The organism is Bacteroides cellulosilyticus DSM 14838 (assembly GCF_000158035.1).
GTDB classification, from domain to species: Bacteria; Bacteroidota; Bacteroidia; order Bacteroidales; family Bacteroidaceae; genus Bacteroides; species Bacteroides cellulosilyticus.
On the sequence record NZ_EQ973490.1, the window covers coordinates 1,576,886 to 1,591,203 of the forward strand.

General features: G+C 43.2%; 9 protein-coding genes. 5 read left to right on the forward strand and 4 right to left on the reverse strand.

What is annotated here, in order from left to right:
• On the forward strand, nucleotides 1–500 hold a 500-nt coding region (locus tag BACCELL_RS10340; protein WP_007211705.1), incomplete at its 5' end, for a DUF6125 family protein.
• 11 nt (nucleotides 501–511) lie between these two features.
• On the opposite strand, the gene BACCELL_RS10345 is transcribed toward BACCELL_RS10340, so the two are convergent.
• Nucleotides 512–1,285, reverse strand: coding sequence for a class I SAM-dependent methyltransferase (locus BACCELL_RS10345; protein ID WP_007211706.1), 774 nt, complete (start codon nucleotides 1,283–1,285; stop codon nucleotides 512–514).
• A gap of 50 nt (nucleotides 1,286–1,335) precedes the next feature.
• On the reverse strand, nucleotides 1,336–2,268 hold the full coding sequence (locus tag BACCELL_RS10350; RefSeq protein ID WP_007211707.1) for an acyltransferase family protein: 933 nt from the start codon (nucleotides 2,266–2,268) through the stop codon (nucleotides 1,336–1,338).
• Nucleotides 2,269–2,764: 496 nt separating this feature from the next.
• Here BACCELL_RS10350 and BACCELL_RS10355 point away from each other — a divergent pair, with 496 nt between their 5' ends.
• Both BACCELL_RS10355 and BACCELL_RS10360 read left to right on the forward strand, forming a co-directional pair.
• Nucleotides 2,765–3,457, forward strand: coding sequence for an HAD family hydrolase (locus BACCELL_RS10355; protein WP_044153776.1), 693 nt, complete (start codon nucleotides 2,765–2,767; stop codon nucleotides 3,455–3,457).
• Between the two features lie 99 nt (nucleotides 3,458–3,556).
• The gene (locus BACCELL_RS10360) at nucleotides 3,557–4,693 is read left to right on the forward strand and encodes an AAA family ATPase (protein WP_081450801.1); all 1,137 of its coding nucleotides are present in this window, start codon (nucleotides 3,557–3,559) and stop codon (nucleotides 4,691–4,693) included.
• Between the two features lie 10 nt (nucleotides 4,694–4,703).
• On the opposite strand, the gene BACCELL_RS10365 is transcribed toward BACCELL_RS10360, so the two are convergent.
• Both BACCELL_RS10365 and BACCELL_RS10370 read right to left on the reverse strand, forming a co-directional pair.
• Nucleotides 4,704–6,164: a vWA domain-containing protein gene (locus tag BACCELL_RS10365; protein ID WP_007211712.1), complete on the reverse strand. Its 1,461-nt coding sequence runs from the start codon at nucleotides 6,162–6,164 to the stop codon at nucleotides 4,704–4,706.
• Complete coding sequence (locus tag BACCELL_RS10370) at nucleotides 6,136–7,752, reverse strand: AAA family ATPase (protein WP_007211713.1); 1,617 nt, start codon at nucleotides 7,750–7,752, stop codon at nucleotides 6,136–6,138. The genes BACCELL_RS10365 and BACCELL_RS10370 overlap by 29 nt, the downstream gene beginning before the upstream one ends.
• A 241-nt stretch (nucleotides 7,753–7,993) precedes the next feature.
• Here BACCELL_RS10370 and BACCELL_RS10375 point away from each other — a divergent pair, with 241 nt between their 5' ends.
• Both BACCELL_RS10375 and BACCELL_RS10380 read left to right on the forward strand, forming a co-directional pair.
• Complete coding sequence (locus BACCELL_RS10375; RefSeq protein ID WP_007211715.1) at nucleotides 7,994–10,057, forward strand: acetate--CoA ligase family protein; 2,064 nt, start codon at nucleotides 7,994–7,996, stop codon at nucleotides 10,055–10,057.
• On the forward strand, nucleotides 10,054–14,226 hold the full coding sequence (locus BACCELL_RS10380; RefSeq protein ID WP_007211716.1) for a hybrid sensor histidine kinase/response regulator transcription factor: 4,173 nt from the start codon (nucleotides 10,054–10,056) through the stop codon (nucleotides 14,224–14,226). The genes BACCELL_RS10375 and BACCELL_RS10380 overlap by 4 nt, the downstream gene beginning before the upstream one ends.
• Nucleotides 14,227–14,318: the final 92 nt, after the last annotated feature.

Below are 14,318 nucleotides of genomic sequence, written 5' to 3' on the forward strand. Positions count from 1 at the left end.
CCCTCACTAAAGAAGAACTGATAAAACTCATCGAAGCCTATTCCAAAAATTGGTTGGCTATGGATGGCGTGTGGTTTCAATCAATAGAACGGAAATTTGGAATGGATGAAGCCATGCATCACGATAGGGAAGCATGGAAGTCTTTCACGATAACAGAGGCGAGAAGAATAAAACAATTCCTCGGATTGCCGGAACATGCAGGACTGGAGGGCTTGGCAAAAGCCTTGCAGCTACGTTTTTATGCGAATATAAATAATGATGAGATTATTCTGGGGAAAGACAATAAAACTTTGGTGTATCGCACGCTTGAATGTCATGTGCAAACAGCCCGCAAACGAAAACAGATGGAGTATCATCCTTGTAAATCGGTAGGTATAATTGAATATAGCGGTTTTGCTAAAACAATAGATGAACGCATTACTTGCGAATGTCTTAGCTGCTATCCGGATATTACCGATAATAGCTGCTGTTGCGCCTGGCAGTTTACTTTGAATGAGTAATACGGAGAATTTCATTTTAGAGTATAGAAGCATGAGGTAGTAAAGAAGTTTCTCAGATATGGAATGCCGGCAATTATGGCATACAGTTTCCGGGGTTTTAATCGGAATTTTATTTCATAATGAGGATTTATGAAGAACAGTTGCCTATCTATAATTGTAATGTGTTTCTCATGCACTAATTTTTCAAATAACTCTATTGAGGTTTTAGTTTCCTTTATAGAGAGAAGTTCTTCAATACAACCGGTGCTCTCACCGCCAAACTTCAAAATGCCTTTATATATAGGTGCTGGCAGTAAATGAATGAAAGGGAAGTGGGAAATTATTTTGCTTTTGCATATCTGCTGATGTCCTCCAAAAGGCATTTGCCACGCGGGAAATGACATAAAGATAATCCCTTCAGGATTAATGTATTTGGGAAGATTTGATAAGAATGTCGCTTTGTCCTTTATATGTTCTATAACATCGTGACAAATGATTAAGTCGAATTTATGTTCAAGTCCTTTCAATTTGAAAATATCCGAGGCAATGAAATTCCCTTTTATTTGTCTTTCTTCAAAAAACAGGATGGCATCTTTTATTCTTCCTGCTGATAAGTCGACTCCTGTCGTGTTGCATCCCAGTTCGGTGAAAGGTAATAAATTACCTCCATCTCCGCACCCTATTTCTAAAATATTCATTCCCTTTTTAATCTTTTTGTATTTTGATATATATGGGATGTAATATTTCCTGCTTGTTATGGAAAGTTCCTCAAAATACAATCTTCTGTTTTTCTGTCGTTCTTGCATGATATTTATATTAAGTTTGTTTTTTAGATTCTATTGGGTTTATGCGACTGTTAATTTAATATGTTGTCTTGTCCAAAAAAGAAACGGGAAAAGTGCAGTTTATCCATGCTCCATGCTATCGCTATGCATCCATTTATGGTAACAATGACAGATATCACCATGAAAAGCATTCCGGTGGAATCAAAGAATAGGAAGGGTAGGAAAAGCTTGCATAAAATTGTAAAAATGGGGGAGAACAGGAATATGACAAGAGTGTTCCTGCCTATAAAATAAGAGTATTCTTTGATATCTTTAGGCAGATAGTTGTGCGCATATAATGATATAATGATGACCAGATAAGTAATTGCAATGCCTGCTAATGTACCTCTGTCCAGATTGTTAGGGAAGTAGCATAGTAACATAATAGGAATAAGGGCTAAAAAAGAGGGCTGAAAGATTTGAGTGAATGGTAATTTACTTTGTTTGATAATGATTCCTGCAAGGAAATAAATGGCATTGGCAAATACTATGAGTCCACCCCAGTATGCGGTAGCAAATAAACCAAGGCCAAGCAATATCAACTGTGATATTGTTTTCATGTGAGTATAACGGAAGGCCAGATAATGTAGGAGACTGCAAATAATCAAGGTGTGAAGATACCAGTAGGGACCTAATGGTTTTATAAATATCTTGTGTAATAATATAATTGGAGTAACTTCTGGTATACTTTCCCTGACCGGTAAGATATGTGACATAATTACGTAGCCTGCCTCCATGCACATGTATGGAACAAAAATCCAGAATAGTTTCCTTACAAAACTTCTGATGTCTTTCTGAACATTATCTAGATAACCGGATATGATTAAGAAAGCGGACATATGGAATGTATATACGATTTGCTTTATATAAGGATACTTATCGCCAATGTATACCAGATGGAAAACGATCATTAGGAGGATAAAGATGCTTTTCAGATAGTCCAGTTCTTTAATTCTGTGTTCCATAGTTTGAGTTTTATATACGCTCACATGAGTGGAGTCGCGATAGTGAAAAGGTAATGATAAGTGATTGCTTGATTAGTTTCATGTATTCGTTTGTTTTTGTTGTTAATGCTTTAATACATACAAAAATAGGTAGCTTTTTATAAAAAACAGGATAATAAAACTTCTTTATGATAATGTAACTATATTTTAAAATATATATAAGTCTTGTGTAAACTCGATGTGAGTCATATCCGAATCGTACTCGAACCGTATCTGGGCCGTACCTGCTCCGTACCTTCTTCGGTCAGAGGTACCTCTATATGGAGAAACTACGGAGTTGGTACGGAGCAAGTACGGCTCAGGTTATGCTGGATAGTCTTTTGATCTGTTCTTATTTCAGAGTATAAAGACGTTAAAAGTCCGTACTCCTTTGCTTTATCTGTAATTTCTTTGGAACTTTGCATTGCATAAATGATGTAATGTAAAATATGTAATGAACCGGATGGAGACTCAGGAAATGAAACATACTATTAAAGTCATTGCTTTCGATGCAGACGATACTCTTTGGAGCAATGAACCTTTTTTTCAGGAGGTGGAACAAAAGTATACGGAGCTATTAAGTGAATATGGTAACGCAAAGGAGATTTCGGTAGAACTGTTTAAAACAGAAATGGAAAATCTGGGATGTTTGGGCTATGGTGCCAAAGCGTTCACTATTTCAATGGTTGAGACTGCTTTGCGGGTGAGTGAACGGAAGGTGTCAGCAGATAAGATACAACAGATTATTCTTTTAGGTAAATCTCTACTTCAGATGCCGATTGAGTTGCTGTCCGGTGTGGAAGAGACCTTGAAAGCTCTGAAGGAACAAGGCCGTTATCGTCTGGTAGTGGCTACGAAAGGTGACTTGTTGGATCAGGAACGTAAATTGCACCGCTCCGGGTTGACCTCTTATTTTGATCATATTGAAATAATGTCTGATAAGACGGAGAAAGAATATACCCGCCTGCTACAAATCCTTCAGGTCGTTCCGGAAGAATTCATGATGATTGGTAATTCCTTGAAATCCGATATTCAACCGGTACTGGCTATTGGAGGATATGGGGTACACATTCCTTTTGAGGTGATGTGGCAGCATGAGGTGGTGGATACATTCGCTCATCCCAGATTGAAACAGATGAAAAGTCTGGTGGAACTGATGGACTGGCTTTAATGATGCAGGTTAAATATTCGCATCTATTTGCTTTATCCGATATTTATTCCGTATTTTGTGTTACATAAAAAGTGTAACGTAAAATATGTAATGTCGCTTATGAAACCTCAGAAGATGCAACCCCGGAATCCTTTTTTAGTGTATGGTTATGCGAACCCTCGTTATTTTTGTGACCGTGAAGCTGAAACACAACAGATGTTGTCGGCTTTGGAGAATGAACGGAATCTGACATTGATAGCGCCTCGGCGTATGGGTAAGACGGGATTGATAAAAAATGTCTTCTATACCCTGCAAGAGGAGAAACCGGAAGTTGTCAGTTTCTATATGGATATTTTTGCAACGCGCGATTTAGCTTCTTTCGTTCGCCTGCTGGCAAAAACCGTACTAGGGCAGCTTGATACGCTCAGCGAAAGTGCTTTGCATAAGCTGACTTCTTTTTTTCGCTCTTGCCGACCGGTGATTAGTGCAGATGAGTTGACGGGAGTTCCTACAGTAACCTTAGACTTTGTTGTCGACAAGTCTGAACAGACATTGAAGGAAATCTTTGACTATATGGCTGCTTCCGGCAGGAATTGCTATCTGGCTATTGATGAGTTTCAGCAGATCACTTCTTATCCTGAAGAAGGTACAGAGGCTTTGCTTCGCTCTTATATCCAGTTTATCCCGAATGTCCGTTTCATCTTTGCAGGTAGCAGTCAGCATTTGATGCAGGAAATGTTTGTTTCCGCCAAGCGTCCTTTCTATCAGAGTACGCAATTGATGGTGCTGCGTGAGATTGGTGAAGAATCTTATTATCGGTTTGCAAGGAACTTTTTTGAGTTGCGGGGGCAAGAGTTGGACAAATCTGTATTTCATTGGATATATACCCGTTTTGAGGGACATACCTGGTATATGCAGGCAATGTTGAATCGGTTGTATGAGCGAAATGAGTCAGTTGTAGATATCACTCAGGCAGAGCAAGTGCTGATGGGGCTTCTTGAAGAGAATACACCTGTCTATCAGAACCTGATTATTATGTTGACGGACAATCAGTTGGCACTGATGAAAGCCATTGCGCATGAAGGAAAAGTGACGGCACCCAACAGTGGAGAGTTCATTTTGGGGCATGGGCTGAAAACTCCGAGCAGTGTCAATGCCGCTTTGAAGTCGTTGGTAGAGAAAGAACTCGTCTATAAATCGACCGGCGGATATATGGTTTATGACCGTTTTATGGGAATATGGCTATTGCGGAACTGATAGATTGGCTTTAATATTTGCGATCTACATGATACTCTATCCTGTAGATGTGATCGAAATGCTCTGTCCATTCATTCGGAGCAATGCCAATCTGTAGACCATAGAAGAGAGTACCCTTTTCCCGGTGTACGCTCATTTGTTTTAATAGCTCAGGTTTGCATTTGGGGATGCGGTAATCGCTGATAAGTAAGACATCCGCATTCATATAGCGGTTCTCGTCGAGCATTCTGAAAGTGTCTTTCAACATTTGGGTGGCATCCGTATCACCGGTGAAGGGGTGGCTGAAGAATTCCATCAGTTTCAGCCGGTCGCGGCGTATGTCAATGGTTTTGGTGGATACGGAGAATGTGATGAGGAAACATTCTCTGCTTTGAAGTTCAGCTATTTCAATCAGTTTTATCAGCAAGGAATTGGCCATTCGCTCCGGTTTCCCCGTCATGCTGCCCGACGTGTCGAGGCATACGATCATAGGCCCTTTCAGAACTGCCGGTTTTGCTTCCAGACGTCTGGAAGGCTGCATGATTTCCGATTTATAACGGAAGGTTTGTAGCTTCTGCGTGAAGTATTTCAGCATGAAGACATCTTGCAGTTCGCTGTCTGCATAATATAGCAATTCCGAAGGAAGCAGGGTGTTCAGGTCGTTACCGATGGTGACACCCAAAATATCGCTCTTTTGGGAATGAGCCAGTTTGTAGACACTGCCTTCCGTTACATATACCTGTTTGCTGCCTTCATCGTCGGCTATTCTTCCCATACGGTTGGCTACCTTCAGCAGTTCGGGGTATTCCTTTTGCAGTTTTACAATCTTCCGGATATTCTCAAAATCGATGGTATTCCACAATCCGTTCATCATGCTCCATGCCTGATAGAATTCCTCCTTGTCCACTTGGTGTTCTTCCAGGTATTCCGGTATCTTGTTTAGGCTGGTTTTCAGTTTCTTTTCCAGAAAGTCTTTCTTGGCATCCAGATTTTTCTCTTTCTGTTCCTGCTGCTTCTGCTGAAAAGAATCTTCCCAGTCTTTCAGCATCTTCTCCCAAACGGTGGAATCATGTTGCTTGTCTTTGTCCCCGAACATATGTTCGTAGAATGGTTCATCGAAAGCATTCTCTTTATAGTCATCTTTGATTTTTCTCAGTAGGGCCTGCCATCCATCCCGTTTTTCTTTAATCCAGTTCAGGGCACTTTCCATTTCTCCAAGTTCGGATTGTGCTCTTTGCATCTGAAATTTCTCTTGTTCCAGAAACTGCCAGACAAATTGCGTGGTGATATCGTAGAATATGCGTGCACGGACCTCATCGCCCAGCACCAGAACCCTGATGGACGGATCGTTCATGATGGCCAGCAGATAGAGAAGCAGGGAATCTTCCGTTTCACCGTATAGCGTCTTGGCACATTCTCCCGTTTGTACGAACTTCTCGACTACCTTTACATAGAACTGGATATCATACTTCCTTTTGCTCAGCCCTGCCATATTGCCGCAAGTTGAATTGTAACTTTTCCTCTTCGATTTCTACGTTCCGCAGTTTTTTCAGCACTTCGTCCGAGTAACGGGTGATTAACTCTTTGTCAGCGGGGCTGACGAACAGATTGTCCGTGCATAAGGAGTTGGTAAGGGTGAGAAGATGCTGAAAGAGCCGGTTCAGTTCATCCCGGTAATTGCGGGAGGTGATCTGGGGCAGTTTGTCGAACAGGTTTTGGGAAGTTTGTTCGGACTGGTGAGATGCTTTAGTCATTTTTTCTCCTTTCTTCCTTTGCGTCATCGGATATCGCACACCATCTATTAACAGGTATTCTGTTCCCTCTCTGTACAGGTTCACCCGTTGTTGAACTGCGCCTGAGGGTGCTCCACCCGGATAACAACGGATAATTGAGCGTCCCGGATTCAACGGATCGGGATAGATGACGGCTTGTCTCGGAGCATTCTCTCTCTTCTGCTCTTTCAGTGCCAGATAGTCTACGGCGAAGATATAGGTATGACCTGTGCCATGTTCTGCTACATGATAGTAGAAGTAATCCGTAATTTCAAGGTCATTCTTGGGCGAGCAATTGTTTTTAAAATCTTCCAGCGCCTGGCGCACCCGGCTGATTCGTATATCACTCTTAATCGCTTCGGTGATTTCTTCCATTTTTTCAAGGCAGGAAGTGAACAGTTCACGGAGAACTAATTGATGAATGGGCTCGCACTCGTCTATCTCGTTCCATAGGCAATGGTATAGAGGCGGCAAATCTGCCGAATTCACGGCTGTGCGTCCGTTGATGAAGGCTGAGGCTTTCAATAGTTGCACGATGTTCTTCCAGCGTCGGTCACTTATGTATACGTTTCGAACTGTGTCTTCATCATCCAGCGGAAGACGTTTCAATTGATGGCGGATATTCGTAATATAATGTAGTATTTCGGTAGATAGTGAAACTTGGTTTATCTTTTTGCGCCAGTCTGCATATTCTTCTTCACTGATTTGCAGATCTGCGGGTATGCTTATTTCTTTATCATTATCATCGAGCAGCATGTTGTAGAAGGTTGCTTCATCTTTCACACAGGTGCAGATGATGCGTAACAGAAATCGGTCCCACAATGCTTCGAGTCCTTCGCCGTGCGCGGGCAACTCGTTACTGGCGGCAATCAGAAGTTTAAGCGGTAGTTTGATTTCTCTGTCTCCGTTCCGGTAAATTTTCTCATTGATGGCGGTGAGTAATGAATTCTGTATGGCAGGCCCTGCTTTCCATATCTCATCCAGGAATACTACACTTGCCGTAGGGAGATATCCTTCAATGGCACGTTCGTATTTATCGAATTCCTTGAGCCGGTTGATACTGATAGGGCCGAATATCTCGTCGGGAGTAGAAAAACGTGACATCAGATATTCGAAAGCCTTTGCTCCCTTGAAGGCAGCCTTCAGTCGGCGTGCCACCATGGATTTGGCAACCCCCGGAGGCCCCAGCAAAAGAACACTTTCGCCTGCCAGTGCAGCCAATAATGATAAGCCTAATTCCGTATCCTTTTCATAAACCCCTTGGTTGATGGCGGTTAATAGTTGTTGTATTCTGTCTCTGATGTCCATAATTCTGTTTCGTTATGTCTCCATTTTTAGAATGAGGCTTCAAATATATGAAATCTTTATACGGAATACTGACAATTATTTTGAATTGTTGCAATATCTCTTGTTCTGCCATTCAAAAAGACTGCTTACTTGCCCCCCCTTTCCCGATTACACTTCTATTTTTCTTTTCTTTTCCGATTGCAGGATTGCATAAAAGACGTATATTTGTCACATTGTATCCTGAACTTAAAGTGAACAGACTATGATAACAAACCAATTGCTTCGTCCTGCCAGTATTGTAGTGGTGGGAGCATCCAATAATGTGCACAAGCCGGGAGGCGCTATCCTGCGTAACCTTATTAATGGTGGTTATACCGGTGAACTTCGTGCCGTGAATCCGAAAGAGACAGAAGTACAAGGTGTAACAGCTTATGCTGATGTGAAGGACATTCCCGATACGGAACTTGCGATACTCGCTATTCCCGCACAGATGTGTCCTGATGCCGTGGAAGTGCTTGCAGCTGAGAAGCAGGTACGGGCGTTTATCATTCTCTCCGCCGGATTCGGTGAAGAGACACATGAGGGCGCTCTGCTGGAAGACCGTATTTTGGAAACGGTAAATAAGTACGGTGCTTCCCTGATAGGGCCGAACTGCATCGGACTGATGAATACCTGGCATCATAGTGTGTTCAGTCAACCCATTCCGCAATTGCATCCTCAAGGAGTCGATTTGATATCCAGCTCCGGTGCGACTGCCGTTTTCATTTTGGAAAGTGCCGTAACAAAAGGTTTGCAGTTCAATTCTGTCTGGTCTGTGGGGAATGCCAAGCAGATAGGTGTGGAAGATGTGCTGCAATATATGGACGAGAATTTCCAGGCAGATAAAGATTCTAAAATAAAACTGCTCTATATTGAAAGTATCGGTGACCCGGACCGTCTGTTGTTCCATGCATCCTCTCTGATAAAGAAAGGCTGTAAGATTGCTGCTATCAAGGCAGGTAGCAGTGAAAGTGGTAGTCGTGCGGCATCTTCGCATACAGGTGCCATTGCCAGTTCGGACTCGGCAGTGGAAGCTTTGTTCCGTAAGGCAGGTATTGTACGTTGCTATTCGCGCGAGGAACTGACGACAGTAGGTTGTATTTTCACCCTGCCGGAACTAAAAGGAAAGAATTTTGCCATCATTACCCATGCCGGAGGTCCGGGCGTTATGCTGACTGATGCGCTGAGTAAAGGCGGACTGAATGTGCCCAAGCTGGAAGGCCCGGTTGTGGACGAATTGAAAAGTAAACTCTTCCCCGGTGTAGCTGTAGGAAATCCGATTGATATCCTGGCTACGGGAACTCCCGACCATTTGCGTCTTTGCCTGGAATATTGTGAAGAGAAATTCGATAATATTGATGCTGTTCTGGCTATCTTCGGGACACCGGGACTGGTTACCATGTTCGAGATGTATGACGTGTTGCACGAGAAGATGCAGACATGCAGTAAACCGATCTTTCCCATTCTTCCCTCCATCAATACTGCCGGAGCGGAAGTTGCCGCTTTCCTTGCTAAAGGCCATGTGAATTTTGCTGACGAAGTGACATTGGGTACCGCATTGTCTCGCATTATGAATGCTTCCCGGCCTGCCGCCAATGAGATCGAACTCTTTGGTGTGGATGTGCCGCGTATTCGTCGTATTATAGACTCTATCCCCGAAGATGGATATATTCAGCCCCATTATGTACAGGCATTGCTGCATGCTGCCGGCATTCCCATAGTTGAGGAATTTGTGTCGGCCAATAAAGACGAGGTGCTGGCTTTTGTTCGTCGCACAGGTTTCCCTGTAGTGGCAAAGGTGGTGGGACCTGTTCATAAATCCGACGTAGGCGGTGTGGTGCTTAACATCAAGGGAGAAGAGCATCTGGCGTTTGAATTTGAACGTATGATGCAGATTCCCGAAGTGACAGGTATCCTGATACAACCGATGCTGACGGGTACGGAACTTTTCGTAGGCGCCAAGTATGAAGAGAAATTCGGGCATGTAGTGCTGTGTGGTTTGGGTGGTATCTTTGTGGAAGTGCTTAAGGACGTTTCTTCCGGTCTGGCACCGCTTTCGTATGAAGAGGCTTACTCCATGATTCATTCCCTTCGTGCTTACAAAATTATCAAGGGAACACGCGGACAAAAGGGGGTGAATGAAGATAAATTCGCCGAGATTATCGTACGCCTTTCTACTTTGTTGCGTTTTGCAACGGAGATCAAGGAAATGGATATCAACCCACTACTGGCAACGGAAAAATATGTGATTGCAGTAGACGCGCGTATCCGAATCGAAAAGAAATGAAACAACGTATTTTCCTTTTTCTCATCTGTCTGATACATGTTTTGGCGCTTTTTCCGAAAAGTGCGGATCGTTTTTTCAGCCAGTACAACTTTAAGTTTATCACTGAAAATGCAGGGCTGCCTTATAGCTTTGTAAGTGATATCTTTAAAGATTCCGGAGGGTACGTCTGGGTTGCCACACATTATGGTATAGGCAGATATGATGGTTATCAGTTCCTGAATTATGGTACACAAACGGAACCGATACGCTTAAAGAATGACTTTGTCCATAAGATTTGTGAAGATAACTTCCGGCGATTGTGGATTGCATCCGAAGGTGGGATAGATATCCTCGACCTGGATACTTATGCTTTGGTAAAACTCCCTGTTCCACCGGATAGTCCGCTGCAAAAGTTATTGAATGAAAACGTTAGTACCATTTATAAAGACAGACAGGGAGATTTATGGATTTCCGGCAATAAAGAACTGTGGTGTATTGATTTGGACGATCAGGGAGATATAAAGACCTGGTATCGTCTGAAGAGCGAATGCGAATCTCCCGTACATGCCATTCTTGATATAGGCTGGACAGTTTGTGCAGGTATTGACAACCAGGTATATCGTGTTGAGAAGCGACCGGATCATCTCTTAAAGGCAGATATCTTGTCCGATAGTTTGGTTTCTTTCAGTGAAGATTGGCGGATTTCCTGTATGCAGGCGGATGGGGATGCTTTGTGGATTGGCTCTAACCGTGGTCTATTCAGATATAATCATGCCGAACGAAGTCTGAAGAGGTATCGCTATTCCACTCATCGTCCCGGAATGTTGAGCCAAGCCTATATAACGGATATCAAACAGACGGAACGGGGACACCTGATCGTATCTACCCTGAATGGACTGAATGTGTATAACAAAGATACGGATACTTTTTCATTCATCCGTCAGACCAGTGACCGGGGTGGAGTAACCATTAACTGTAATGCCATCAACTGCCTGTTCACCGATGGAGAGACCATCTGGCTGGGTACTGAAACCGGAGGCATTAACCTGCTTTCCCCGAAGCGTTTGCAAACAGAATTATGGACATGCGACATTTCTGTCACAGAAACAGATACTCCTACACCTGTTAATGCTGTAGGTGAAGATAAAGACGGCAATCTTTGGATTGGATTAGTAGAACGTGGACTGATGAAATGGAATCAGGAAGAAAAGACTTGTGCCCATCATCTTTTTTCTCCTAACGATATTACTTCCATCAGTAATAACACTATTACCGGACTGCTGATTGACTCCGATAATCGTTTGTGGGCATATACCTGGGGTGTGGGCATTAACGAACTGAACCTGAATATTCCCAATAACCGTACCTTTAAGCGCTATACCCGTGAGAATATTCCCGAATTGGAAGGTGACTTTATTAATAGTGCCTGTGAAGATGTGATCAATCACGGAATATGGTTCGGCTCTACACGTGGAGTGCATTTCTACGATAAGCGGAAAGATACTTTCATCCGTGTGTTATTCGATCAGTCGGATAATGAGTTCGAAGCGGTTCACGCCCTGTTGATTGATAGAAATAAACGTTTGTGGGTAGGAACCACGCAAGGTGTCTTCATTGTAGACCTTGCTTCTTTTGCTAAGTCGAACAAGCGCTTTGATTATAAATATCTTCGGTATAAACTGGATAATCCACAGTCAACACAACTGGAAAAGATTAATAGCATTTTGGAAGACAAGAATGGTACTATCTGGCTGGGTGGCAATGGAAGCGGACTGTATCAGTTGACGAGTGACAAGAATAATCATTTTGTCTTTAAAAACTATACCACACGTCACGGGTTGCCTAATAATACAATTATCGGTATGGCTGAAGACGGGAAGGGAAACTTGTGGTTGACTACGAATGATGGAGTGTCCCGTCTGAATATCCAGTCGATGACATTCAGTAACTACACGCAGGCTGATGGCCTGCCTGCTACTCAGTTCTACTGGAATGGCATCCATTATTCGTCAAAGCACGACTTTATCTATATGGCTACTATAGACGGACTGGTCATTATTCATTCTGATAATGAAACTTCGCCGTCTGCGGATTCGCATGTGAAACTCTCTTCACTGGCGATTGGAGGAAATATTATCTATCCTTCCAGTGGTGATTATCTGCAAAAGGATATCACCCTTGCCTCCGGTATTTTCCTACATGAAAGGGAGAATCGTTTCTCCGTAGGATTTACCACACAGAATTATGGAAACAGCAGCCGTATTCGTTTTGCCTATCGTCTGGAGGGATACGAGGAAGAGTGGAATGAAACTCAACCGGGTGATTGTATGGCAAGATATGCAGCTGTCCCGCCGGGGAACTACACCCTGCAAGTGCGTGCGACGGATGAGTTGGGGCGTTGGTCGGATGAAATAATTGACATAGAAGTGGGGATCACTCCTTATTTTTATAAATCCATTGGATTCTATCTGCTTCTTGTCGTAGTTATTTGCCTTGCTATTTATTTATTCTATAAGCGGAAGATGCGGAGTTATCGTGAACAGAAAGCGCGATTGGAAAAAGAAGTGGAACTGCGCACGCAGGAACTGGCTGTCCAGAACAAACAGTTGGAAACCATGGCTCAACACGTAAAAGAGATTACGGAAGAGAAGATTGCTTTCTTTACGAACATCACTCATGAATTCCGTACTCCGGTTACACTGATTCATGGCCCCATTGAACATGCTTTAAAGGAGACGCAGGATGAGGCTGTAAAGGCACAGTTGCAGATAGCCGAGCGAAATTCACGGTATTTGCTTTCCTTGGTCAATGAACTGATGGACTTCCGGAAACTGGACATAGACAAGGTGGTGCTGGATAAGCATTCCTCGAATTTTATCGAGTTTTTGTCTGAGTTGCTGATACCTTTCAGAGTCTTTGCCAAGGAAAGGCATATCGACATATGTACTTATTTCCGTTTGGAGAATCCCTTTCTGATGATCGATACAGGATATATGCGCAAGGTGTTGGTGAATCTGGTTTCGAATGCTATTAAGTTTACACCGGATAGCGGTCGTATTGACATATTTGTGGCATCTGTTAAAGGAAAGAACGGGGAGAAACTATTCTATATGAATGTATGCGATACGGGACATGGCCTTGTGGTAGAAGATCTGGAAAAGATTTTCGACCGCTTTTACCAGTCTAAGAAGAGTACCAAATATCCGGTTTACGGGCAGAGCGGCACAGGCATCGGTCTTTTCCTGTGCAAGCGGATTGTATATTTGCATGGCGGAGAAATCTTTGCCCGCAATAATCACAGGCAGGGGGCTTCATTCCGTATGTTGATGCCGCTGATTCCCGGAGAACGGGTAGAGACGAATGGGGAGTGGGTACAGCCTGATAGTGTATATCTACCGGATACTTTGCAACCGGAGGATACCCAGAAGAAAGAGACTATCCTGATTGTGGAAGATAATAAAGATATGCGTTCGTATATCCGCACACTGCTTGTGGGGGATTATCGTTTGTTTGAGGCAGGTGACGGGCAGGAGGCCCTTGAAATCGTTCAGAAACATACCGTCGACTTAATAGTCAGTGATTTGATGATGCCTGTGATGGATGGTATGGAGTTGTCCCGCCGTATCAAGGAGAATCTGGCGACTTCGCACATTCCTTTCCTAATGCTTACGGCGCTTCGCTCGGACGTACAAGAGAAAAGAAGCTTTGAAATAGGTGTGGACGAGTATCTTTGCAAACCTTTTGATGAAGAAGTGCTCCGGCTTCGTATCCGTAATATACTGAGTCTGCGAAGGAAATATAAGAAGATGTTCTCATCCAGCAGTAATGTGGAAGAGCTGCATGTAAAGGAAGAATCGCGAGACAAGACATTCATTACGAATGCGGTCAACCTGATGAAGGAACACTATGCCGATGCGGAATATAACCTGGAACGCTTTGTACGCGACATGGGCTACAGCAAGACATTGGTCAACAAGAAAATGCAGGACCTGACGGGACAGCCCATCGGACAGTTTATGAAGAACTACCGTCTGAACGTGGCGCAACGGATGATACAGGAAGGATCGGGAGATGTGAATGTTTCCGAAATAGCCTATGCTGTAGGATTCAACGATCCTAAATATTTTACGAAGTGTTTCAAAGAGTTCTTCGGATATTTGCCGAGCTCGAAGTTGGGGAAGAAGGGGTAAGAAGGTGTGTCATTCTTTACTATATTCGTCCCAAACTTTTCTATTTTCTCCTTACATAAAAAAATAAACGCTTACTTTTGCACATCACCCAG